The sequence below is a fragment of the Bradyrhizobium sp. genome, from assembly GCF_016462955.1.
GTDB lineage: Bacteria > Pseudomonadota > Alphaproteobacteria > Rhizobiales > Xanthobacteraceae > Bradyrhizobium.
This window is the reverse complement of record NZ_JAEMSD010000741.1, coordinates 1-2,536: the sequence shown is the minus strand read 5'-3', so window position 1 is coordinate 2,536 and position 2,536 is coordinate 1. Positions and strand designations below refer to the sequence as shown.

The following is a 2,536-nucleotide window of genomic DNA, read 5'->3' as shown; positions in this document are numbered from 1 at the left end:
TCCTTATTGTCCTTCGATGAGGTTTCGAACACGCCGCCGATACAGACATAGTCGAGCAGGTCGATCGGCGCCGCGTCGATCTGCGCGCGGGTTTTGATCGAGAGCCCGATAATGGCCTCCCGCCCGAGCAGACGCCGCGCATCGGCGACCGGCATGTCGTCCCATCCGACATGCACCCCGTCGGCGCCCGCAGCGAGCGCGACATCGACGCGGTCGTTGATCAGAAGCGGCACGAAGGAACCTGCAAGTGCGGCCTTGATCGCGCGCGCCAGATCCGCGACCCGCACCTTCCAGTTGGTTTCGTCGATGGCGTCGATCTCGATGTTGCAATCGGGCCCGAGAACCCCGCGTTCGCGACAATCGAGCGCGATGCCGTAAAGGCAGGCCAGCGAATTCGAAGGCAGGCCGCCGCGCCACCATCGAATGACATAGCCATCGTCGTCGTAGTGTGACGGCTTGATCAGAACAAGCCGGAAAGTCTTGTTCTTTTTCATGAGCAACGGTAGCTCGATCCCGGTCAAAGGTTAACTGGTTTCCGCCAGCTCCTCGCAAGATGACGACGAACTGTGGCACGAAAACATCCGGTCCAAGGTCCTCGGCTAACCGACGGCACAGCATGTTCGGCACAAATGGGACTGCACCCTCGCCAGCTCGTGCGCAAAGCGTCCGCTCCGAGTTCCGTGCGATAATGCTCTGATCGATCACATGATTTCCGCTCGCCCTGGGACGGCAGCGAGCCCGGATTTCGAGATTGCGGCCAACGAGACCTGGGGAGGTCGCTCCTCTCATGCGGCCGGTTCAGCCGGACAATTCCGGCTGCCAATCGCGTAGATTTCGCGCAGCGCCAGTGACGTCGGCGATCGTGCGAAACGTCGGCGCATCCACCATCATCTTGCGCGCGAGCCGCACGGCGCGCGCTTCGCTGATCGCCCGCCGTCGCGGATCCTCGATCAGCTCGAAGTCGATGTTGTGGGCGAGACCGAAGATACGGCGGATGATCTTTGCGGCGGCGAATCCGACGGCATCGGTGAACAGGCGCTGCATATAAGCCTGCCGTTCGGCCTCGAGGCGCGCGGCGCCCCTGTCACCGGTGAACAGCGATGGGGGATAGGCGTCGCCGGTGGCTTCGGCGCGCCAGAGATCGAGGAATTTGCGGGCGAACTCGTTCCAGACCTTATCGACCGTCTCCAGAACCCACCCCTCGAAGGCGGACCGTTCGCCCGCCGCGCGCTCGTGGCCGGCGGAAGCGAAATAGGCCATCAGGAGATTGGCCAGGACAGCGCCGACGTCGAAACCCATCGGGCCGTAGAACGCAAATTCCGGATCGATCACCCGCGTCTCGTTGTCCGTCACCATGATCGAGCCGGTGTGGAGGTCGCCATGGAGCAGCGCTTCGGGGCTTGCCATGAACTTCAGCTTCAGCCGGCAGACCGCGACGTGCAGCTCCATGTCGTCACGCAGCTGCGCGGCCAGGCCGTCGAGATACGGCGCGGTCCAGCGGTTCTGCTCGGCGATGCGGTAGGGATCGGTGAAGATCAGGTCTTCGGTGATCTTGCAAAGCGCGTGGTTGCCGGCGAAGGCGGCGATCCCCTCCTTCTTCGCGGCCGCGGCGACCGCGAGGTCGGAGGTGAAGAACAGCGTCATGGCCATGAAGGTCGTGACGTCGTCGACGAAGCGCGGATATTGCCTCGCCCCAACCAGCCCCTTGCGCATGATGATATGGGGCTCGAGCAGCTCCATGACCGTCAGCGCCAGGGCATCGTGATGGTGCAACACGGCCGGCACCAGGCCGGGCGCGAGCTGGGCCTGCCGGGACAGCGCGAGATATTCGTAATGCGCGCGCGACAGCGGCAGCGGCCAGCTTTCGCCGACGAGGCGGACATAGGGCAACGCCTGCTTCACCGCGATGCCGTCCCGCGCGCCCTTGACGATGAAGACGAGGTTGAGATTGCCGTCGCCGACCTCGGTGATCGCCCAGGACGCCGGTTCGCCGCCAAGGAGCGCGGCGATATCGGGCAAGCCTGCGAGATAGTCCCGCAAGTCCGCCTCGTGCAAAATCCGGTAGTCCCCTGCCCGGTCCCCGTCCATGACGATCCCATCCCGTGTCTGGGCCGGATCGTTACTCCATCTGCTCGCAAGCTCGAGCCGATCCCGGCCATTCTTTTGATCGGATCGTAATCGCAATCAAAGCGGTCCGCCACCCGGAGCGTCGCTTTGCCGGCGCGCAGGATATGGGCGCACGGTCATCGGCACCCGGCAACCCGCTGGGACGCTTGGTCGCGAGCCATGATCGGCGAATTGAGGAACCCAATCCGTCCGAGACAGTTTTGAGTTCCTGACCTTCTGAAGGAGCTGCCCATGAGCCGCGGAATGCCCTCGATGACTGCACTTCTGGCGATGCTGGCTATGGCCGGATACCAGAACCGCGACAAGCTGGCTGAGCTCCTCAAGGGCGCGGGGGGCAGCGCGTCCGGGGGCGGCCAGCAGCCGCTTGGAGGCGTGCTCGGCAATCTCGGCGGCATGCTCGGTGGGGGCG

General features: G+C 64.2%; 2 protein-coding genes. Both read right to left on the bottom strand.

All coding sequences use genetic code 11. The features are described 5' to 3' along the window. Nucleotides 1-494, bottom strand: a 494-nt coding sequence (locus tag JHD07_RS37685) for a thiamine phosphate synthase (protein ID WP_291631418.1), incomplete at its 3' end; no start/stop codon positions are given. Between the two features lie 304 nt (nt 495-798). Beyond that, nucleotides 799-2,088 (bottom strand): S-methyl-5-thioribose kinase, encoded by a 1,290-nt coding sequence (mtnK, locus tag JHD07_RS37680; RefSeq protein ID WP_291631417.1) that lies wholly within the window; start codon nt 2,086-2,088, stop codon nt 799-801. Nucleotides 2,089-2,536: the final 448 nt, after the last annotated feature.

Bases quoted from the DNA above. Each gene is read 5' to 3' on its own strand.
- mtnK (WP_291631417.1), bottom strand. From the start codon at position 2,088: ATGGACGGGGACCGGGCAGGGGACTACCGGATTTTGCACGAGGCGGAC.